Origin of the sequence: Corynebacterium pacaense, assembly GCF_900169525.1 — a bacterium.
Classification (GTDB): Bacteria; Actinomycetota; Actinomycetes; order Mycobacteriales; family Mycobacteriaceae; genus Corynebacterium; species Corynebacterium pacaense.
The window spans coordinates 1,217,968-1,238,359 of sequence record NZ_LT821240.1 but is presented as its reverse complement, the minus strand read 5'-3'; the positions used below and the strand labels follow the sequence as shown (position 1 = coordinate 1,238,359).

General features: G+C 61.0%; 14 protein-coding genes, 5 tRNA genes, 3 rRNA genes and 1 riboswitch. Of the genes, 17 read left to right on the top strand and 5 right to left on the bottom strand.

Annotation, left to right across the window (positions count from 1 at the left end):
* Positions 1 to 267 precede the first annotated feature (267 nt).
* The 3 genes from scpC (at position 268) to B7E02_RS12750 (ending at position 2,764) form a co-directional block, all read left to right on the top strand.
* On the top strand, positions 268 to 1,776 hold the full coding sequence (scpC, locus tag B7E02_RS12760; protein WP_080796600.1) for a succinyl-CoA:acetate CoA-transferase ScpC: 1,509 nt from the start codon (positions 268 to 270) through the stop codon (positions 1,774 to 1,776).
* Between the two features lie 87 nt (positions 1,777 to 1,863).
* A tRNA-Lys gene (locus tag B7E02_RS12755) sits at positions 1,864 to 1,936 on the top strand.
* 102 nt (positions 1,937 to 2,038) lie between these two features.
* A complete protein-coding gene (locus tag B7E02_RS12750) occupies positions 2,039 to 2,764 on the top strand; it encodes a DsbA family oxidoreductase (RefSeq protein ID WP_245802272.1) in 726 nt (241 codons plus the stop codon).
* A 24-nt stretch (positions 2,765 to 2,788) separates the two neighbouring features.
* Here B7E02_RS12750 and B7E02_RS12745 read toward each other — a convergent pair whose 3' ends face one another.
* The gene (locus B7E02_RS12745; protein WP_080796598.1) at positions 2,789 to 3,406 is read right to left on the bottom strand and encodes a class I SAM-dependent methyltransferase; all 618 of its coding nucleotides are present in this window, start codon (positions 3,404 to 3,406) and stop codon (positions 2,789 to 2,791) included.
* A 151-nt stretch (positions 3,407 to 3,557) separates the two neighbouring features.
* Here B7E02_RS12745 and B7E02_RS12740 point away from each other — a divergent pair.
* From B7E02_RS12740 to B7E02_RS12720, 5 genes are all read left to right on the top strand, one after another.
* Positions 3,558 to 3,630 (top strand) — tRNA-Glu (locus B7E02_RS12740).
* A gap of 34 nt (positions 3,631 to 3,664) precedes the next feature.
* A tRNA-Asp gene (locus tag B7E02_RS12735) sits at positions 3,665 to 3,738 on the top strand.
* Between the two features lie 218 nt (positions 3,739 to 3,956).
* A tRNA-Asp gene (locus B7E02_RS12730) sits at positions 3,957 to 4,030 on the top strand.
* A 33-nt stretch (positions 4,031 to 4,063) separates the two neighbouring features.
* A tRNA-Phe gene (locus B7E02_RS12725) sits at positions 4,064 to 4,136 on the top strand.
* A 103-nt stretch (positions 4,137 to 4,239) separates the two neighbouring features.
* The gene (locus tag B7E02_RS12720; RefSeq protein WP_080796596.1) at positions 4,240 to 4,530 is read left to right on the top strand and encodes a GNAT family N-acetyltransferase; all 291 of its coding nucleotides are present in this window, start codon (positions 4,240 to 4,242) and stop codon (positions 4,528 to 4,530) included.
* Positions 4,531 to 4,574: 44 nt separating this feature from the next.
* On the opposite strand, the gene epsC is transcribed toward B7E02_RS12720, so the two are convergent.
* Both epsC and cysK read right to left on the bottom strand, forming a co-directional pair.
* The gene (gene epsC / locus B7E02_RS12715) at positions 4,575 to 5,141 is read right to left on the bottom strand and encodes a serine O-acetyltransferase EpsC (RefSeq protein ID WP_080796594.1); all 567 of its coding nucleotides are present in this window, start codon (positions 5,139 to 5,141) and stop codon (positions 4,575 to 4,577) included.
* 152 nt (positions 5,142 to 5,293) lie between these two features.
* On the bottom strand, positions 5,294 to 6,229 hold the full coding sequence (cysK, locus tag B7E02_RS12710; protein ID WP_080796592.1) for a cysteine synthase A: 936 nt from the start codon (positions 6,227 to 6,229) through the stop codon (positions 5,294 to 5,296).
* A gap of 252 nt (positions 6,230 to 6,481) precedes the next feature.
* A riboswitch (cobalamin riboswitch) is annotated at positions 6,482 to 6,663 on the top strand.
* Between the two features lie 75 nt (positions 6,664 to 6,738).
* Between cysK and B7E02_RS12705 the strand changes: the two genes are divergently transcribed.
* The 5 genes from B7E02_RS12705 to ramA all read left to right on the top strand — a co-directional run bounded on the left by B7E02_RS12705 (position 6,739) and on the right by ramA (position 10,672).
* Positions 6,739 to 7,449 carry an energy-coupling factor ABC transporter permease gene (locus tag B7E02_RS12705; RefSeq protein ID WP_080796590.1) on the top strand — a complete coding sequence of 237 codons (711 nt, stop codon included), beginning with the start codon at positions 6,739 to 6,741 and terminating at the stop codon, positions 7,447 to 7,449.
* A 9-nt stretch (positions 7,450 to 7,458) separates the two neighbouring features.
* On the top strand, positions 7,459 to 7,818 hold the full coding sequence (locus B7E02_RS12700) for an energy-coupling factor ABC transporter substrate-binding protein (RefSeq protein ID WP_080796588.1): 360 nt from the start codon (positions 7,459 to 7,461) through the stop codon (positions 7,816 to 7,818).
* Entirely contained in the window at positions 7,742 to 8,548 is an 807-nt protein-coding gene (gene cbiQ / locus B7E02_RS12695) for a cobalt ECF transporter T component CbiQ (protein ID WP_179129725.1), read from the top strand. The genes B7E02_RS12700 and cbiQ overlap by 77 nt, the downstream gene beginning before the upstream one ends.
* The gene (locus tag B7E02_RS12690) at positions 8,541 to 9,335 is read left to right on the top strand and encodes an energy-coupling factor ABC transporter ATP-binding protein (protein WP_080796584.1); all 795 of its coding nucleotides are present in this window, start codon (positions 8,541 to 8,543) and stop codon (positions 9,333 to 9,335) included. Before cbiQ ends, B7E02_RS12690 begins: the two co-directional genes overlap by 8 nt.
* Before the next feature lie 491 nt (positions 9,336 to 9,826).
* Complete coding sequence (gene ramA, locus B7E02_RS12685; RefSeq protein ID WP_080796583.1) at positions 9,827 to 10,672, top strand: acetate metabolism transcriptional regulator RamA; 846 nt, start codon at positions 9,827 to 9,829, stop codon at positions 10,670 to 10,672.
* Positions 10,673 to 10,683: 11 nt separating this feature from the next.
* Here ramA and B7E02_RS12680 read toward each other — a convergent pair whose 3' ends face one another.
* Entirely contained in the window at positions 10,684 to 11,256 is a 573-nt protein-coding gene (locus tag B7E02_RS12680) for a cob(I)yrinic acid a,c-diamide adenosyltransferase (RefSeq protein WP_080796581.1), read from the bottom strand.
* 60 nt (positions 11,257 to 11,316) lie between these two features.
* On the opposite strand from B7E02_RS12680, the gene murA reads away from it, so the two are divergent.
* The 4 genes from murA (at position 11,317) to rrf (ending at position 18,388) form a co-directional block, all read left to right on the top strand.
* On the top strand, positions 11,317 to 12,573 hold the full coding sequence (murA, locus tag B7E02_RS12675; protein WP_080796939.1) for a UDP-N-acetylglucosamine 1-carboxyvinyltransferase: 1,257 nt from the start codon (positions 11,317 to 11,319) through the stop codon (positions 12,571 to 12,573).
* A gap of 570 nt (positions 12,574 to 13,143) precedes the next feature.
* Positions 13,144 to 14,661 (top strand): 16S ribosomal RNA (locus B7E02_RS12670).
* A 398-nt stretch (positions 14,662 to 15,059) separates the two neighbouring features.
* Positions 15,060 to 18,144: ribosomal RNA gene (locus B7E02_RS12665) — 23S ribosomal RNA — on the top strand.
* A gap of 127 nt (positions 18,145 to 18,271) precedes the next feature.
* A 5S ribosomal RNA gene (rrf, locus tag B7E02_RS12660) occupies positions 18,272 to 18,388 on the top strand.
* Together the 16S, 23S and 5S rRNA genes form the textbook arrangement of a ribosomal RNA operon.
* Positions 18,389 to 18,500: 112 nt before the next feature.
* On the opposite strand, the gene ilvD is transcribed toward rrf, so the two are convergent.
* Positions 18,501 to 20,222, bottom strand: a complete 1,722-nt coding sequence (gene ilvD / locus B7E02_RS12655; RefSeq protein ID WP_080796580.1) for a dihydroxy-acid dehydratase — start codon at positions 20,220 to 20,222, stop codon at positions 18,501 to 18,503.
* Between the last annotated feature and the right edge of the window lie 170 nt (positions 20,223 to 20,392).

Below are 20,392 nucleotides of genomic sequence, written 5' to 3'. Positions count from 1 at the left end.
AGGGGGTGACATCCCGTGTTTATTGAGCAAAGATCCCTGGTATTTCGGACAAGGGAGGGGTAGATGGATTAGTCTTATCGGCACAACACTATGGAGTGGGGTACGTCATAAATTCACCAAGGTAGTGACATGCCCGTCCCTGGGGTGGGTGCGACTAAACTGCTTTATGGCGGATACATGCACGTTCTGCGAAAACAACACACCGGCAGCATTGCCCGGGCATGCGGAGTGCCGTGGGAATGCTCCGGTTACCTGAGGAGGTAACCAATGTCAGATCGCATTGCTTCGGAAAAGCTGCGTTCCAAGATCAAGTCTGCCGAGGAGGCAGCTCAGTTTGTGAACCACGGTGACAAGGTCGGTTTGTCCGGCTTCACCGGCGCCGGCTACCCGAAGGCACTGCCCACCGCGATCGCCAACCGCGCCAAGCAGGCTCACAGCGCGGGTGAAGAGTACGCCATCGACGTCTACACCGGCGCATCCACCGCCCCCGACTGTGACGGCGTGCTGGCGGAAGCCGACGCCATCCGCTTCCGCATGCCCTACCAGTCCGATCCGACCATGCGCTCAAAGATCAACGAGGGCAAGATCGCATACGCGGACATCCACCTCTCCCACTCCGGCCAGCTGGTCGAGGAGGGCTTCTTCGGACAGCTCAACGTCGCCATCGTCGAGGCCGTGCGCATCACCGAGGAGGGCCACATCGTGCCCTCGTCCTCGGTGGGCAACAACGTCGAGTACCTCAACGCCGCAGAACGCATCATCATCGAGGTCAACTCCTGGCAGTCGGAGCACCTAGAGGGCATGCATGACATCTGGTCCATCCCGAAGCTGCCGCACCGCATCGCCGTTCCGATCAACAAGCCCGGGGACCGCATCGGCAAGTCCTACATCGAGATCGACACCGACAAGGTCGTCGCCGTCGTGGAGACCAGCACCCCCGACCGCAACGCACCCTTCAAGCCCGTCGATGACATCTCCAAGAAGATCGCCGGCAACTTCCTCGATTTCCTTGAGGGCGAGGTCGCCGCGGGCCGCCTCTCCTATGACGGCTACATCATGCAGTCGGGTGTGGGCAACGTCCCCAACGCCGTGATGGCGGGCCTGCTGGATTCGAAGTTCGAGAACATCCAGGCCTACACCGAGGTTATCCAGGACGGCATGGTCGACCTGATCGATGCGGGCAAGATGACCGTGGCCTCCGCAACCTCCTTCTCCCTCTCACCCGAGTACGCGGAGAAGATGAACGATGAGGCCGAGCGCTACCGCGAGTACATCATCCTGCGCCCGCAGCAGATCTCCAACCACCCCGAGGTCATCCGTCGCGTCGGTCTCATCGCCACCAACGGTCTCATCGAGGCCGACATCTACGGAAACGTCAACTCCACGAACGTCTCCGGCTCCCGTGTGATGAACGGTATCGGCGGATCCGGCGACTTCACCCGCAACGGCTACATCTCCTCCTTCATCACCCCGTCGGTGGCCAAGGACGGCGCCATCTCCGCGATCGTCCCCTTCGCCTCCCACATCGACCACACCGAGCACGATGTGATGGTGCTGATCTCCGAGTACGGCTACGCCGACCTCCGTGGCCTCGCTCCCCGTGAGCGCGTGGCAAAGATCATCTCCATCGCGCATCCGGACTACCGTCCGCTGCTCGAGGAGTACTACGAGCGCGCCACCTCCGGAGCCAACAAGTTCCTCCAGACCCCGCACGACCTGGCAACCGCGTTCCAGTTCCACACGAACCTGGCCAGCACCGGTTCCATGAAGGGCTGATTCGAACAGCCCGGAACTGCCCCTGCCTGCTTCAACGGTGGGGGCATTTTTCATATCGGGAACCAACCCGCTAAAATATGCCGAGTCGGGCCTTTAGCTCAGTTGGTAGAGCTACGGACTTTTAATCCGCAGGTCGAGGGTTCGAGCCCCTCAGGGCCCACATGCCACCCCCATCAGTCCCCGGACTGGTGGGGGTTCTGCTTTTCGACGCCCACGGCCTCCTGCGGGGAATACCCGCCCGTAACGGGCCGTTGAAGCGGACATGGCTGACAAGATGAAGATCGAGGTGTGGAGCGACGTTCTCTGCCCGTTCTGCTATATAGGCAAGAAGAAGCTCGACGACGCGTTGAGGGCGACGAGTGGCTCGGACCGAATAGAGGTGGAGTTCAAGAGCTTTGAGCTCATGCCGGGGCTGGAGACGTATCCGCTGCGCACCACCAATGAAATGCTCGCTGAGACCAAGGGATGGAGTCTCGAGCAGGCGGCGCAGATGGGTTCCCAGGTGGAACAGTTGGCGGCGAATGTCGGTCTGGAGATGGATCAGAGCACCTCGATCCCGGCGAACACCGTGCGGGCACACCGGCTCATTCACCTGGCCAGGGATCACGGACTGCAGACACAGGTGGCTCAGGCTCTCTTCCTCGCTCATTTCGCGCAACAGCGCAACATTGATGATCTGGACACCCTCGTAGAGATAGGCCGTACGGCGGGCCTGGACGCCGATGTCACACGCGCTGTACTGGAGTCGGATGCCTACACCGATGAGGTGCGGGCCGATATCCGGGAAGCGAGGGAACTCGGTGTCACGGGTGTGCCCTTCTTCGTGTTTGACCGCACCTACGCCATCAGTGGTGCCCAGGAGGACGATGTATTCCGGTCCACGATTGAACGGTCATTGACCGAATGGGAGGCGAGGCATCCGGCGAGTCCCTTCGAACTTGTTCAGGAGGGACAGAGCTGTTCCGTGGACGGTACCTGTGCGCCTTAGGTGGTGGGGTCGCGACCGCCAAAGTCATGGAGCAGCTGCACCTGAAGGCGGCGCCCGGTGCAGCACGTTCCTCCACTCCATCAGAAACCGGTAGTAGAGGCCGCGACCTAACCTGCGTCCGGGGAGGATCTTCCGTGTCAACGCAGCGATCTCGGAGTAGCTTTCCCGTGGAGACTGCACGGGAACGCCGATGTCCGGGGTCTCGCCGTGCAGTCGTCCGAGGGTGGCCACCACCGGAAGCTGGAGAGCGGATACGCCCCAATCCGAGAATGATTTGTTGGCGGTGAGTCCCACCACGAGGAGGATTCCGTCGGGACATAACAGGCGTCGAGCCGAGGACAGGGCGGCAGTGGTGTCCATGTGATGCAGTGATGCCACAAAGGTGATGGCGTCGAAGGAGGCGTCTGGAGCATCAAGGTCATCGAGAGTGCAGTTGTGGAGTGCCGCATTCCCGTGGAGCCGCCGGAGAGCGCGATTGTACGCTGAGGGATCGGGTTCGATGCCCGTCGTTACGCAGCCAAGGTGCGCCGCACGCTGCAGCAGGAGTCCGTCTCCACAGCCGACGTCGAGAAGCCTCGCCCCTCGGTGGAGATGGCGGAGTATCCACGGATGGTACGCCGTGTTGTGGTTCCAATAGGCCATAGCTGCATCCTGTACTTTTCGACGTCCCGGGCGAGGGCTTTTGGTTGCTGTCACCAAGCCCTCGGTACCCTTCGAAACCCCAGCTCATCGACAGATTTTGTGCTCGGTGAAAAATCACGTATATTCTTCAGGAGTTACCTCAGGGTAACGCGCTCCCATCGTCTAGGGGCCTAGGACACCGCCCTTTCACGGCGGCGACACGGGTTCGAATCCCGTTGGGAGTACTGTCCACGTTCTCGTGAACACGTGGAATATAAAGGCCCTGTGGCGCAGTTGGTTAGCGCGCCGCCCTGTCACGGCGGAGGTCGCGGGTTCAAGTCCCGTCAGGGTCGCAGATGTTTTACGCACTGGCCGGGGGCCCACACTTCGATTGAGGTGTGGACCCCCGGTTCTTTTGCTTTCCCACCCCCTGCGCCGACGTCCCGTTCCCAGGGGTGTTTTTATGCTCTCACGTGGGGACTTGTGCCCAGATCGCGGTGCTGTGTAAGGTATTCACTTGTGCGCAGCACGGTCCGGCAGACTCTGTCTGGCCTGTTACGTATTGCTTCAAGGCCCTGTGGCGCAGTTGGTTAGCGCGCCGCCCTGTCACGGCGGAGGTCGCGGGTTCAAGTCCCGTCAGGGTCGCTGGATTTTTACTACATTGTAGTTTTCATCCATGGCCAGATAGCTCAGTCGGTAGAGCGTTCGCCTGAAAAGTGAAAGGTCCCCGGTTCGATCCCGGGTCTGGCCACATTTACCACCTCCATCACGTCCCTGAGCGGGAATTGATGGAGGTGGTTTCTTGTTTTTCTGATTAACACGTGTTCTCAGGAAAATTGAGAGGAATCACCACCATGAGCGGGAACCACACCATAGCGGTCAGCCACAATGAGGGTCAGAAGCGCTTCATCATCACCGTGGATGGCACCCCGGCGGGCTTTGCAAGCTACGTGGACGGGCAGAACTACCGAAACTTCAACCACACCGTGATCAGGCCCGAGTTCCGCGGACAGGGCCTCTCAGGGCCGCTGATCCGCGCCGCCCTCGATGATGCCAGGGCCGGGGGTATCCGCATCCATGATTCCTGCACGGCGGTCGCCCACTTCATCAGAAAGAACCCCGGGTACGCGGACCTCAAGAACTAACTGGGTCACACGCATCCGGGGTGGCTGGGGTTTTGGCTGAAGGATCAGATGTAGTAGTCGGGATCGACGAGCTTGACGTGCTCCTCGCGGCGCCGTGGGCGTGCGACCGCGGGGATGCCCACGGCGATATGCTCCGCGGGAACGTCCTTGGTCACCACCGCATTCGCACCGATTGCGGAGCCCGCCCCGATCGTGATGGGGCCGAGCACCTTGGCACCCGCGCCGATGGTGACGTTGTCTTCGATGGTGGGGTGGCGTTTGGTCTGGGTCAGCACCTGGCCACCGAGGGTGACGCCGTGGTAGAGCATCACCCCTTCGCCGATCTCCGCGGTCTCGCCGATGACGATCCCCATGCCGTGATCGATGAAGAAGCGGCGGCCGATGGTGGCGCCGGGGTGGATCTCGATGCCGGTGAGGAAGCGGGTTCCCTGCGCCAGGATTCGGGCGGGGCCGCGGAGGCCGGCTCTCCAGAGCCTGTTGGCCACGCGGTGCGCCCAGATCGCGTGCAGTCCGGAGTAGACGATGGCGTTTTCAACGTCGCCTCTTGCCGCCGGATCATGATCTCGGGCATTGGCAAGATCTTCACGAATCATCTTCACGAACGAAAGCATGCGGCAAGTGTAACAGCGCTGTCAGTGCTCGACGGGAAACTGAGAATCAATACATTCAGCCGGCCGCGGTGGCCGTGGGCCACGGTCGGGGGCGTCGAAAAGCAGAGACCGCCGCCCCTGCTGGGCAGGGAGCGGCGGTCCGGGGTGCGGGATCAGTCGCGGATGTCCTCGTAGAGGACGGTGGAGACGTAGCGCTCGCCGAAGTCGCAGACGACGGTGACAATGGTCTTGCCAGCGTTCTCCGGCTTCGCGGCCAGGTCCAGCGCGGCCTTGATGTTCGCGCCGGTGGAGATACCGCCGAGAATGCCCTCGTCGGTGGCGAGCTTGCGGGACCACTTGATGGCGTCCTCGTTGGAGACGGTCAGCACATCATCGAGGATCTTGCGGTCGAGGACCTCGGGGATGAAGTTGGCGCCGATGCCCTGGATCTTGTGGGGGCCGGCCTTGCCGGTGGTCAGCAGGGGGGATGCCTCGGGCTCCACGGTGTAGATCTCAACACCGGGCTTGCGCTCCTTGAGCACCTGGCCGACACCGGTGACGGTTCCGCCGGTGCCGAAGCCGGCGACGAAGATGTCCACCTCACCGTCGGTGTCCGCCCAGATCTCCTCTGCGGTGGTCTCGCGGTGGATCTGGGGGTTGGCGGGGTTCTCGAACTGGCGGGCCAGGATCGCATTATCGCGCTCGGCCACGATCTCATCGGCCTTGTCCTTTGCGCCCTGCATGCCGGCCGCACCCGGGGTGAGCACGATCTCGGCGCCGTAGGCACGGAGAAGGACGCGACGCTCGTTGGACATGGTCTCGGGCATGGTCAGCACAACGTTGTATCCGCGTGCGGCGCCGACGAGCGCCAGAGCGATGCCGGTGTTGCCGGAGGTCGCCTCCACGATGGTGCCGCCCGGCTTCAGTGCGCCCGCCTCCTCGGCGGCGTTGATGATGGCCAGGCCGATGCGGTCCTTGACGGAGTTCGCGGGGTTGAAGGACTCGACCTTCACCAGTACGTCGGCGTCGAGGCCTTCGGTGAGTTTGTTGAGCTTGACCAGGGGGGTGCGACCGATGGTCTCTGTGATGTTGTTGTACACGTGGCCCATGAAGGGTTTGCTCCTATCGAGAGTTTTTCCTGATTCTGCCTATCCGGGGCGCATTGCGGGTACCCGATGTCTCAAGAGTGTACACAAAAAGCGGCCCGCAAAGTAGACAATGCGGTTCAGGTGCTATAGACAGATACGGTTGCGCAGGTGGAGTGCGCCGGCGGAGCATGAATTAATCCCGGTTCAACCCCGTTATTGCGCTCCGGCGAAGTTAATCCCGTGCTTCCACGGACACGGGGGTCATCCCCTGGTTAGATTGTGTGCAGCCACAGTGCACGGGAATCCCGGTGAGAATCCGGGAGCGGACCCCGCCACTGTATGCCCGACACGTTCCGCGGACGACCACTGGATGCCCTCGCGGGCTTCCGGGAAGGTGTGCGGATGCCTTGTGGATGACGGCAAGCCAGGAGACCGGCTGTGGCCGCGGTCAGCCGCTTCCCAGGGCTGAGTGACTTCTCATCGGGTTGGCCCGCGGGGACACCGGGCCCGGAACTGAAAGATATAAGAATATGCATATCGCCGAGGGGTTCCTACCCCTGAGCCAGGCCGTGGGCTGGACCATCGCATCCACCCCCTTCGTCATCCATGGTGCCGTGTCCGTGAGACGGCAGTTGAGGGAGAAGCCGGAGACCGCGCTGCTGCTCGGCGCCGCCGGAGCCTTCACCTTCGTACTCTCCGCCCTGAAGATCCCCTCCGTGACGGGATCATCCTCGCACCCGACCGGTACCGGTCTGGGTGCTGTCCTGTTCAAACCGCCGGTGATGGCCCTTCTGGGGACCATCGTGCTGTTCTTCCAGGCCCTCCTGCTGGCCCATGGTGGTCTGACCACGCTCGGGGCCAACGTCTTCTCCATGGCGATCGTCGGCCCCTGGGTTGCCTACGGGATCTGGGTGCTGCTGCGGCGCGCGGGATCGGGACTTGGGGTGGCCGTGTTCTTTGCCGCCTTCGCCGCGGATCTCTCCACCTACATGGTCACCGCCCTGCAACTGGCGCTGGCGCACAACGGGGCGGGGTTCGGCAACGCGGCCCTGACCTTCCTCGCACTCTATGCGCCCACCCAGCTTCCGCTGGCGGTCATCGAGGCGATCGTCACCGTGATCATCTTCCGGAGCCTGCGCACCCTGGCGACGAAGGAGCTGCGCATCCTCGGTGTTCTTCGGGCAGATGAGGTTCCGTCGGCCGGCGAGGACGACCGGACAACGGCTCAGGTCGCGGGATAGGGGAAGAAGATGAACAGAAAGAAATCAACGGCACTCACCCTGCTTCTGATCCTGATCGCCATCGCGATCGCGGTCATCCCGATGTTCCTCAACTTCGGCGATCCCGATGCGGAGGAGCCCTTCGGTGGCACCGACGCAGGTGCCGAGACGATCGTGGCTGAACAGAATCCCGACTATGAGCCCTGGTTCGATCCGATCGTCTCGGATCTTCCGGGGGAGGTCGAGTCCGGACTCTTCGCCCTCCAAGCCGCCCTCGGCGCGGGCTTCCTCGGTTATGTGCTCGGCGTCTACCGTGGTCGCGCACGCATCCGTACCGCGGCAGCCGGGCCGGAAACAGAACCCGGGCCCGGGAAGCGGGCCGATCATTAACGCCCTGGAACTCGCCGCCGCCCGAAGCCGATGGGCCAGGGTGCATCCGGGGGAGAAGGCGGTGGCGCTCTTCGGCCTGCTCGCGTTGGCTATCTCCCTTCCGCCGATCCCGGCACTTCCCCTGATCACCGCGGTGATCCTGGCGCTGGCGTGGGCGGCCGGTGTCCCCTGGGGTCTGTACCTGTCCCGGGTGGCCGCGCCGGCGGCGTTCATCGCACTCGGTATCGGGCCCTTGATCTTCGCCCTGACCCCCGGGGGTCTGATCCTGATCCCCGGGGGTGTGGGCGAGGCGGGACGGGTGCTCGGACGTTGCATCGTCGGCATGGGCGCGATGATGCTGTTCGCGCTGACCACGCCGATGGCCAGCCAGATCGAACTGCTGCGCACGCTGCGGACACCGGAGTCCATCGTGCATGTCATCGTGCTGATCTACCGGATGATCGGGACGCTGATGCTGACCGCGCGGACGATGTGGGATGCGCAGGCCGCCAGGCTCGGCCATTCCGGATGGAGGCGGTGGATCAACTCGGTCGGGCAGCAGGCGGCATCGCTGTTCGTCCTGTCACTTGTGCGGGCGCGTTCGCTGGAGGAGGGTCTGGAGCTCCGAGCGGACCCCGGTGCCAGCAGGGTGCTCACCGACACCGCGGCACCCCGGGTGCGGGTGCTGGTGGCCGGCGTCGTCATGCTCGCTGCCATCGCCGGACTGTCGCTGTGGAGGTCACATGTCTGAGGCACTGATCGAGGCCTTTGACCTGAGGTTCTCCCACGAGCACGGCACGGAGGTGCTCCGCGGCACCAGCGTCCGCGTCAATCCCGGACAGATTCTGGTGGTGCTCGGGGCGAACGGGTGCGGAAAGTCGACCCTGCTCAAGGTCCTCGCCGGCTCGTGGCGGGCACGGTCGGGGACGCTGAAGGTCGCAGGTCGCACCATGGACCACAGCCGTCGCGACCGCGACCGGGTGCGGCGGATCGTGCAGCTGGTGCTGCAGGAACCCGATGACCAGCTCTTCTCCACCTCGGTGCGCGCCGATGTCTCCTTCGGTCCCATGAACCAGGACCTGCCGCCCGCGCGGGTGCGCGAACTTGTCGACGCCGCCATGCGGGCGACCGGGGTGTTCGACCTGGCGGACCGTGTTCCCCACCAGTTGTCCTACGGACAACGCAAGCGGGTGGTGCTCGCCGGTGCGCTGGCGATGTCACCGGCCGCACTGCTTCTCGACGAACCCACCGCGGGCCTCGATCCCGCCGGGTCACAGGCACTGATGGGCGTCCTGCAGCGGCTGCGCGGGGAGGGCAGGGCCATCGTCATGGCCACCCATGATGTCGATCTCGCCTACTCCGTGGCGGATCGGATCGCGGTGATGGACGCGGGGGTGCTGAGCATCGGTGCACCGGAGGTGATCATGGCCGACCGGCGGTTGCTGGATTCGGCCTCCCTGTCGGTGCCGTGGGCGCTCGCGGTGTCGGAGGTCGTGGGAAGACCGGTCAGAACCATCGAAGATCTATTCGGTGGCTAGGCTGAAAAAAGTGTTGTATGCCACGTATTTGCAGCACCACCCGGGACGGTGGCACCCTGAATGGGGGTGATGATCTGGGTTTCGGGTGAGTTTAATCGGTGGTGGCTGGACAGGTCTGAGAAATACGGTGTGAACAGGGGGTAAGTCCGTCGCACGGTGCTCAATCGCTCCACCACGGGTGAAAACTGCATGACCAGCTGTGGCGCGGACGAGCTGGAGTACTTCATCTAGAAGGTGGGGAGCCGGGACTGGGCGAGCATCGCGATCGAGGCGCGCGGGGAGCGGGGCTGCGGGGTGGGCACCGCCGTGATGGGCGGGCTAGACCCCTCATAATCCAAAAATCCAGATACCGCTTGGCGGCTTTGTCTTGTCAATACCCGGCTAGGTTCACCCCCGAAGGGGAGTTATACTGTACATTTGTTGGATGGTTCGAACCCGTCAGACACCAATGGGTGTACCAGCACGGGTGTGACGCAGGAGGATGACTACAGGTGGATACCCAGCGGATCAGGGACGATGAAGATGTAATTCGTTCGGCACTTTCGTCCCTCAAGACCGCAACCGGAATACCTGTGACCATGTTTGCCGCGGTGCTTCCGGACAACCGGCTCCAGATCACACAATGGGTGGGACTTCGTACTCCCGCCCTGCAGAACCTGGTCATCGAGCCCGGCGTCGGGGTGGGTGGGCGTGTCGTGGCCACCCGTCGACCGGTAGGTGTCAGCGACTACACGCGGGCGAATGTGATCTCCCACGAGAAGGACTCCGCAATCCAGGATGAGGGTCTGCACTCCATCGTCGCCGTCCCGGTGATCGTGCACCGTGAGGTCCGCGGTGTGCTCTATGTGGGTGTCCACTCCGCGGTGCGTCTCGGCGACACCGTGATCGAGGAGGTCACCATGACCGCCCGTGCGCTTGAGCAGGAACTGGCCATCAACTCGGCCCTGCGCCGCACGGGATCCCCCGATGCGCGCGGCGTGCTCAAACCCAACCGGGTGATGAACGGCGCGGAATGGGAGCAGGTTCGGTCCACGCACTCCAAACTGAGGATGCTGGCCAACCGGGTCACCGATGATGAGCTGCGCAGGGACCTGGAGGAACTGTGCGATCAGATGGTCACCCCGGTACGGATCAAACAGTCCACCAAGCTCTCGGCCAGGGAACTCGATGTCCTCGCCTGCGTCGCGCTCGGTCACACCAATGTCGAGGCCGCGGAGGAGATGGGGATCGGCGCCGAGACCGTGAAGAGCTACCTCCGCTCGGTTATGCGCAAACTCGGGGCGCACACCCGCTACGAGGCGGTCAATGCGGCGCGCCGAATCGGTGCACTGCCCTGATCCCGCACTGATCAGCGTTCGCCGCCGGGGACCCATTTCACGTCCGCACCCTCATTGGCCACCCGGGACAGGATGAACAGCAGGTCGCTGAGGCGGTTCAGGTACTTCGCGGGCAGCGTGGAGGTGGTGTCCGGGTGCTCCCGGACCGCGACCCATGCCGAGCGTTCCGCGCGCCGGGTGATCACACGTGCGCTGTGGAGAAGCGCCGCGGTCGGGGATCCGCCCGGCAGGATGAAGGAATCCAGAGCGGGCAGGTCCGCGTTCCAGGTGTCGCAGTCCCGCTCGAGGCGGTCGATGTAGCTCTGATCGATCCGCAGCGGCGGGTACTTCGGTTCCGCCTCGATCGGTGTGGCCAGGTCCGCGCCGGCGTCGAAAAGCTCGTTCTGGATACGCAGCAGCGTTGCACGCATATCATCGCCAGGGTCGCCGAGTGCCAGAACCTGGCCGATGGCGCAGTTGGCCTCATCGGAATCGGCGTAGGCGACCAGCCGCGGATCGTCCTTGGGGACACGGGAGAAGTCCGAGAGTCCCGTCGATCCGTCATCGCCGGTCCGTGTGTAGATTTTTGTCAGATGTACAGCCATACACATTGAATCTAGTCGCTAACGCGCGCCGAGGGGGTCCCCTTGATTAAGGTGGGGCTGGTGAAAGATCGATTCCTAGTCACCGGTGGAGCGCGCCTCCACGGATCCGTCCGTGTTGATGGCGCGAAAAACAGCGTGCTCAAGCTCATGGCTGCCGCACTTCTCGCAGAGGGAACCACAACTCTGAGCAATTGTCCCGAGATCCTCGATGTGCCCCTGATGCGCGATGTCCTGGTGGGCCTGGGATGCGAGGTCGAGATCGATGGCAGCACCGTCCGGATCACCACCCCGGCCGAACTGAAATCGAATGCGGATTTTCCCGCGGTCACGCAGTTCCGCGCCTCGGTATGCGTGCTCGGCCCCCTCACCGCGCGCTGCGGACGGGCGGTAGTTTCACTTCCCGGCGGTGACGCCATCGGATCCCGGCCGCTCGATATGCATCAGAGCGGACTGGAAAAGCTCGGTGCCAGCACGCGCATTCTTCACGGCGCGGTGGTGGCAGAGGCCGCCAACCTCCGGGGGGCGGAGATCACCCTGGACTTCCCCTCCGTGGGGGCGACGGAGAACATCCTCACCGCCGCGGTGCTTGCCGACGGCCGGACCGTACTCGACAACGCCGCCCGCGAGCCGGAGATCGTTGACCTGTGCCTGATGCTGCGCTCCATGGGAGCGCGGATCGAGGGTGAGGGGTCGCCGACGATCACCATTGACGGTGTGGACAGGCTCAACCCGACCACCCACGAGGTGATCGGCGATCGGATCGTCGCAGGCACTTGGGCCTATGCGGCGGCAATGACCAGGGGGGATGTCACCGTCGGTGGCATCGCCCCGAGGTATCTGCACCTGCCACTGGAGAAGCTGAAGCTTGCCGGTGCCACCGTGGACACCTTTGAGAAGGGTTTCAGGGTCCGGATGGACCACCGTCCGGAGGCGACCGACTACCAGACCCTGCCCTATCCCGGATTCCCGACCGACCTGCAGCCGATGGCCATCGGCATCAGTGCGGTCGCCGAGGGAATGTCGGTGATCACGGAGAACGTCTTCGAGTCCAGATTCCGCTTCGTCGATGAGATGCTCCGCCTGGGGGCGGATGCCACCGTCGACGGCCATCACGTTGTGATCCGGGGAATCGAGCAGTTGTCTTCTACCTCGGTGTGGTCCTCCGACATCAGGGCGGGTGCGGGACTGGTGATCGCGGCGCTGTGCGCGGAGGGCACCACCGAGGTCCACGATGTCTTCCACATCGACCGCGGTTACCCGAGGTTCGTGGAGAACCTGCAGAAGCTCGGCGCCGAGATTGAACGGGTCAGCTCCTAACCCGGTGTGAGCTGGGGGTTTGTGGTTTCTCGGTGGGGTGTGTAACTTTATGTGAGTCAGCGCGACCGACAGCGCCCCGCCAGTGAGTCTGGTTGTGTGGTGGTTAGGAAAACGGGCGTTGGCCGGATAAAGAAGACACTTCCTCCCTTGTTCCTTTTTGGTTGTGGTGGTTGTGCGTGTTGTTTGAGAACTCAATAGTGTGCCATTTATTTTTTTCTTTTGTCGCTTTTGGTGCCTGCTGTTGTGGTGGGTGCCGGGTGGTCATGCCGGGTGTGGGGGTTGCATGAATGTCCCTGCACTGTAAATTGTTGCCTGTTGCTGGTTGTCCGTGCCGTGTGGTGTGGGTGGTTGGTGGTGGGAATTGTTTGTGCATGATTGATGGCGATGTTTTCATCATGGCCCTTTTTTTGCCCCGTCTGGGTGGGTTGTGGTGGTTGTTTTTTGATCATTTATTTTTGGTTGACAGCCAGTCGGCATTTATGGTCATCTGCGTTTGTGTGGGTGGTTGTGGGTGTTGGTTTTGTTGTTGGCTGGGTTATCGGGCTTTTCACGGCCGTGATATTTTTTCATTTTGTGGAGAGTTTGATCCTGGCTCAGGACGAACGCTGGCGGCGTGCTTAACACATGCAAGTCGAACGATGATGCCCTGCTTGCAGGGTGGATTAGTGGCGAACGGGTGAGTAACACGTGGGTGATCTGCCCCGCACTTCGGGATAAGCCTGGGAAACTGGGTCTAATACCGGATAGGACCGCACTGTTGGGGTGTGGTGGAAAGATTTTTCGGTGTGGGATGAGCCTGCGGCCTATCAGCTTGTTGGTGGGGTAATGGCCTACCAAGGCGTCGACGGGTAGCCGGCCTGAGAGGGTGTACGGCCACATTGGGACTGAGATACGGCCCAGACTCCTACGGGAGGCAGCAGTGGGGAATATTGCACAATGGGCGCAAGCCTGATGCAGCGACGCCGCGTGGGGGATGACGGCCTTCGGGTTGTAAACTCCTTTCGCCAGGGACGAAGCTTTTGTGACGGTACCTGGAGAAGAAGCACCGGCTAACTACGTGCCAGCAGCCGCGGTAATACGTAGGGTGCGAGCGTTGTCCGGAATTACTGGGCGTAAAGAGCTCGTAGGTGGTTTGTCGCGTCGTCTGTGAAATCCCGGGGCTTAACTCCGGGCGTGCAGGCGATACGGGCATAACTTGAGTGCTGTAGGGGAGACTGGAATTCCTGGTGTAGCGGTGAAATGCGCAGATATCAGGAGGAACACCAATGGCGAAGGCAGGTCTCTGGGCAGTAACTGACGCTGAGGAGCGAAAGCATGGGTAGCGAACAGGATTAGATACCCTGGTAGTCCATGCCGTAAACGGTGGGCGCTAGGTGTAGGGGTCTTCCACGACTTCTGTGCCGCAGCTAACGCATTAAGCGCCCCGCCTGGGGAGTACGGCCGCAAGGCTAAAACTCAAAGGAATTGACGGGGGCCCGCACAAGCGGCGGAGCATGTGGATTAATTCGATGCAACGCGAAGAACCTTACCTGGGCTTGACATACACCAGATCGGGCTAGAGATAGTCCTTCCCTTGTGGTTGGTGTACAGGTGGTGCATGGTTGTCGTCAGCTCGTGTCGTGAGATGTTGGGTTAAGTCCCGCAACGAGCGCAACCCTTGTCTTATGTTGCCATCACGTGATGGTGGGCACTCATGAGAGACTGCCGGGGTTAACTCGGAGGAAGGTGGGGATGACGTCAAATCATCATGCCCCTTATGCCCAGGGCTTCACACATGCTACAATGGTCGGTACAGCGAGTTGCCACACCGTGAGGTGGAGCTAATCTCTTAAAGCCGGCCTCAGTTCGGATTGGGGTCTGCAACTCGACCCCATGAAGTCGGAGTCGCTAGTAATCGCAGATCAGCAACGCTGCGGTGAATACGTTCCCGGGCCTTGTACACACCGCCCGTCACGTCATGAAAGTTGGTAACACCCGAAGCCAGTGGCCCAACCCTTGTGGGGGGAGCTGTCGAAGGTGGGATCGGCGATTGGGACGAAGTCGTAACAAGGTAGCCGTACCGGAAGGTGCGGCTGGATCACCTCCTTTCTAAGGAGCTTTATTTTTGTGCTGTGCCCGTGGTGCCACCGGTTGGTGGTGTGGGTGCGGTGTCGGTGTTGGAACCCGGATGTGGTTGCCATCGGCGTGTTATTAATCGGGTGGAGATGATCATCTGTGTGGTGGCGGAAGAGAAATGTTGGTAGGTGGCATGCTGTTGGGTGTCTGGGATGACATGTGTGTTGTGTTGTTTCCTGTGGGCATCGATGTCTGTTGCGCTTGTTCCCTTGTTGTGGGGTGGGTGTGGTGGTGTTGGTGTTGTGTTGTGTGAGAACTGTATAGTGGACGCGAGCATCTTTATTTTTTTGTAAGTTTTGTGTATCCGAACGCGCATCGTGCCTTTTGCCGGTTCGTCCTTGTGGCGGGTTGGTGGGTGGTGTGGTGTGGTGTTGTTTGTTTTTAAGGGCACACGGTGGATGCCTTGGCATGTCGAGCCGATGAAGGACGTGAGAGGCTGCGTTATGCCTCGGGGAGTTGCCAACTGAGCGTTGATCCGAGGATGTCCGAATGGGGAAACCCGGCCGCAGTGATGTGTGGTCACCTGCCGGTGAATATATAGCCGGTGTGGGGGTGAACACGGGGAAGTGAAACATCTCAGTACCCGTAGGAGAAGAAAACAATTGTGATTCCGTTAGTAGTGGCGAGCGAACGTGGATGATGGCTAAAACCCATGTGTGTGATACCCGGCAGGGGTTGCATGTGGGTGGTTGTGGGGCTAGTGCGTGTCCGGTCTGCCGGCCGGTGGCATCGGTTGTGGTTGTTAGTGGAAGTGGTGTGGAAACGCCTGCCGTAGAAGGTGAGAGTCCTGTACGCGAAGATGACCATGGTGGTGTTGTGTTAGTACCCGAGTAGCAGCGGGCTCGTGAAATCTGCTGTGAATCTGCCGGGACCACTCGGTAAGCCTGAATACTTGATATGACCGATAGCGGATTAGTACCGTGAGGGAATGGTGAAAAGTACCCCGGGAGGGGAGTGAAATAGTACCTGAAACCGTGTGCTTACAAACTGTCAGAGCATCCTTTGTGGTGTGATGGCGTGCCTTTTGAAGAATGAGCCTGCGAGTCAGCGGCATGTCGCGAGGTTAACCAGTGTTGGGTAGCCGTAGGGAAACCGAATCCTAACGAGGGTGTGTTAGTGGCATGTCTTGGACCCGAAGCGGGGTGATCTACCCATGGCCAGTGTGAAGCGATGGTAAGACGTCGTGGAGGCGCGAACCCACTTAGGTTGAAAACTGAGGGGATGAGTTGTGGGTAGGGGTGAAAGGCCAATCAAACTCCGTGATAGCTGGTTCTCCCCGAAATGCATTTAGGTGCAGCGTTGTGTGTTTCTTGCCGGAGGTAGAGCTACTGGATGGTTTAGCGGGACTAAAATCTTAGCGACATCAGCCAAACTCCGAATGCCGGTAAGTGAGAGCATGGCAGTGAGACTGCGGGGGATAAGCTTCGTAGTCGAGAGGGAAACAGCCCAGATCGCCGGCTAAGGCCCCTAAGGGTGTGCTAAGTGGAAAAGGATGTGCAGTCGCGAAAACAGCCAGGAGGTTGGCTTAGAAGCAGCCATCCTTGAAAGAGTGCGTAATAGCTCACTGGTCGAGTGATTGTGCGCCGACAATGTAGTGGGGCTTAAGTACACCGCCGAAGCCGCGGCAATGCATCCTTGTGGGTGTGTTGGGTAGGGGAGCGTCGTGTACGCGGTGAAGCAGCCTGGTGACGGTGTTGTGGAGTGTGCGCGAGTGAGAATGCAGGCATGAGTAACGAATGATGAGTGGGAAACTCATCCGCCGGATGACTAAGGGTTCCTGGGTCAAGTTAATCTTCCCAGGGTGAGTCGGGGCCTAAGGCGAGGCCGACAGGCGTAGTCGATGGATAACGGGTTGATATTCCCGTACCCGAATGTGGGCGCCCATGGTGAATCAGTGATACTAACCATCTATGCCCGCTGTTGTGTGTGTCTTTGATGCATGTGGTGGTGTGGTGTGCGTGGGACCTGATCTGGTAGTAGCTAAGTGATGGGGTGACGCAGTGAGGTAGCCAGGCCACTTATTGGATTGTGGTGTAAGCGTGTGGGACGATGGGTAGGTCAAATCCGCCTGTCATGTGTCTGAGGCGTGATGCGTAGCCCTGTGTGGGTGATGTTGGTGATCCTGTACTGTCGAGAAAAGCCTCTAGCGATGTCCATGTTTGGCCCGTACCCTAAACCGACACAGGTAGTCAGGTAGAGAATACTAAGGCGTTCGGGTGAACTGTGGTTAAGGAACTCGGCAAAATGCCCCCGTAACTTCGGGAGAAGGGGGGCCATGGTTGGTGAACACCGTGCGGTGGGAGCTGATTGTGGTCGCAGAGAATAGAGGGAAGCGACTGTTTACTAAAAACACAGGTCCGTGCGAAGACGTTTAAGTTGATGTATACGGACTGACGCCTGCCCGGTGCTGGAAGGTTAAGAGGACCGGTTAGTCACGTTGGTGGCGAAGCTGAGAATTTAAGCCCCAGTAAACGGCGGTGGTAACTATAACCATCCTAAGGTAGCGAAATTCCTTGTCGGGTAAGTTCCGACCTGCACGAATGGCGTAACGACTTCCCTGCTGTCTCAACCACAGGCCCGGTGAAATTGCAGTACGAGTAAAGATGCTCGTTACGCGCGGCAGGACGAAAAGACCCCGGGACCTTCACTATAGCTTGGTATTGGTGTTTGATTCGGTTTGTGTAGGATAGGTGGGAGACGTTGATCATGTGACGCTAGTTGTGTGTGAGTCGTTGGTGAAATACCACTCTGATCGGATTGGATACCTTAACCTTGGCCCATGATCTGGGTTGGGGACAGTGCCTGGTGGGTAGTTTAACTGGGGCGGTTGCCTCCCAAAATGTAACGGAGGCGCCCAAAGGTTTCCTCAGCTTGGTTGGTAATCAGGTGGTGAGTGTAAGTGCACAAGGGAGCTTGACTGTGAGAGTGACAGCTCGAGCAGGGTCGAAAGACGGGACTAGTGATCCGGCACCTACTTGTGGTTGTGGTGTCGCTCAACGGATAAAAGGTACCCCGGGGATAACAGGCTGATCTTCCCCAAGAGTCCATATCGACGGGATGGTTTGGCACCTCGATGTCGGCTCGTCGCATCCTGGGGCTGGAGTAGGTCCCAAGGGTTGGGCTGTTCGCCCATTAAAGCGGCACGCGAGCTGGGTTTAGAACGTCGTGAGACAGTTCGGTCTCTATCCGCCGCGCGCGTTGAAACTTGAAGAAGGCTGTCCCTAGTACGAGAGGACCGGGACGGACGTACCTCTGGTGTGCCAGTTGTTCCGCCAGGAGCAGGGCTGGTTGGCTACGTACGGGAGGGATAACCGCTGAAAGCATCTAAGCGGGAAGCCTGTTTTGAGATGAGGTTTCTTTTGAGGTTCCCTGGAGATGACGGGGTTGATAGGCCAGATCTGGTAGCACTGTGAGGTGTGGAGGTGACTGGTACTAATTATCCGATTTTAAACAACTGTTGGTTTGTGTGCATTAAGCGTGTTTACTTAAGAATTGTTGTGTTTGCGTCCACTATGCAGTGTCTGGCATGACACACGATCGCCTACCATGTTGTGTGGTGGTGTGTGGTTGCCGTTGTGGTTGTGTCGGTGGTGATAGTAGCAGGGAAACGCCCGGTCCCTTTCCGAACCCGGAAGCTAAGCCTGGTTACGCTGATGGTACTGCACTCGGGAGGGTGTGGGAGAGTAGGTTACCGCCGACCTAAAACTTAAAAAGATTGTTAAAGCAGAAGTAGTGTGTGGTCCCTGTGTGTTGGTGATTCCCCCGTGGCTTGTTGGTCGGGAGGGTCACCACACAGGGACCACACACTTTTGTCAGTAGCAGACCGCCCCGTGGGAGGCGGAGTGCACCAGTTTGGCGTACTTGCCCAGCACCCCTGTGTTTCTGGGGTTGTGCGGGCGGACCCAGTTGCCGCGGCGGTCCTCGAGGGTGCCGGCGTCGACAAGCACGTCGATCGTGCGCTGCGGGATGTTGACCCGAATCAGATCGCCGTCCTCAACCAGGGCGATGGGGCCCCCGTCCGCGGCCTCGGGCGCGACGTGGCCGATGCAGAGGCCGGTCGAACCGCCGGAGAAGCGACCGTCGGTGATCAGTAGAACGTCCTTTCCGATCCCCGCGCCCTTGATGGCTCCGGTGATCGCCAGCATCTCCCGCATCCCGGGGCCTCCCTTGGGTCCCTCGTATCGGATGATCACCACGTCTCCCTTGTTCAGTTCGCCGTTGAGCACCGCATCCATCGCAGGTTGCTCCTGGTCGAAGACCCGGGCGGTGCCCTCGAAGATCTCCGCGTCGAAGCCCGCGGTCTTGACCACCGCGCCCTCCGGGGCGAGACTGCCCCGGAGAATCGAGAGCCCTCCGGTGCTGTGGATCGGATTCCCCATGGCGCGGAGAATATGACCGTCCGGATCCGGGGGACTGATTCGTGCAAGGTTCTCCGCCACGGTCCTGCCGGTGACGGTGAGGCATTCGCCGTCGATGAGCCCGGCGTCGAGCAGGGCCTTCATCACCACCGGGATTCCCCCGATCCTGAACACGTCATTCATCACATAGCGACCGAAGGGTTTGAGATCGCCGAGGTGGGGGACCCGGTCGGCGATGTCGTTGAAGTCCTCGAGCTGGAGTTCCACCTCTGCCTCCCGCGCGATCGCCAGCAGGTGCAGCACGGCGTTGGTGGAGCCGCCGAGCGCCATCACCACCGCGATCGCGTTGCGCAGAGACCGCGTGGTGATGATGTCCCTGGCCCTGATCCCACTGCGCAGCAGCTCCACGACGGCCTCACCGGAGCGGCGCGCATACAGCGTGCGGTCACGGTGGATCGCGGGGGGTGCGGCGGACCCGGGCAGTGACATACCCATCGCTTCAGCGGCTGAGGCCATCGTATTGGCCGTGTACATGCCACCGCAGGCACCCTCCCCCGGGCACACTGCCCGTTCGATCGCGTCCACGTCAGCCTCGCTCATGGTGCCCGCGCGGCAGGCGCCCACGGCCTCGAAGGCGTCGATGAGCGTCACCTCGCGGTCCGTTCCATCGGACATCCGGGCGGTTCCGGGCATGGTGGATCCGTTGTAGAGAAACACGGAACTCAGATTCAGCCTGGCCGCGGCCATGAGCATCCCGGGGATGGATTTGTCGCATCCGGCCAGCAGCACCGAGCCGTCGAGGCGTTCGGCGCTCATCACGGTTTCCACGGAATCTGTGATCACCTCGCGTGAAACAAGTGAATAGTGCATCCCCTCATGGCCCATGGAGATTCCGTCGGAGACTGAAATGGTCCCGAATTCCAGCGGGTATCCACCTGCCGAGTGCACACCCTCCTTGGCGAACTCGGCGAGCTTCTTCAGGGTCAAATTGCAGGGGGTTATCTCATTCCAGGAGCTGGCGACACCGATCTGGGGCTTATCCCAGTCCTCGTCGCCCATGCCCACCGCACGGAGCATGCCGCGGGCCGCTGACCTCTCCAGTCCGTCGGTGACATCGCGGGAGCGGGGTTTGATGTCGGGTCGATCATTTCTGGTTACTTCTATGTCGTGTGTCATAAACACACCTTACGGCCCGCGCGGAGAACCCAGCGTCCCAGCGCGCAGGCGCCGCCCAAATCGGGGACTACCCCGATGCAGGTCCGGGCACCAGCCCGGTAGAGTGGCCAGAGTAAAAAGCTCGACCGCAATGCCGAAGGTGGCGGTGCCGCGTGGTGGTTTCATCCCCG